The organism is Vibrio sp. 10N.222.52.B7 (assembly GCF_041474275.1).
Classification (GTDB): Bacteria; Pseudomonadota; Gammaproteobacteria; order Enterobacterales; family Vibrionaceae; genus Vibrio; species Vibrio crassostreae_C.
Genome location: NZ_JBFRTU010000252.1, coordinates 1 through 234 on the forward strand (window position 1 = coordinate 1; position 234 = coordinate 234).

General features: G+C 53.0%; 1 protein-coding gene. It reads left to right on the plus strand.

Annotation, left to right across the window (positions count from 1 at the left end):
* Window positions 1-234, plus strand: a 234-nt coding sequence (locus AB4512_RS22680) for an ATP-binding cassette domain-containing protein (protein ID WP_372175791.1), incomplete at both ends; no start/stop codon positions are given.

Genomic DNA, 234 nt, shown 5'->3' on the forward strand with positions numbered 1-234 from the left:
ATATAGGCTGTGTACCGCAAGACAGTAACCTGTTCTACGGCTCAGTAAGAGACAACATTACCTTAGGTCGCCCGTTGGTCGATGACCGTGATGTGATGGACGCAGCCAACCGTGCAGGCGTGACCGCTTTTACTCAGCAAGATCCAGCAGGCTTAGAACGCCAAGTGGGCGAAGGTGGTGCTTTGCTATCTGGTGGTCAACGTCAGTCGATTGCCATAGCGAGAGCCTTCTTAG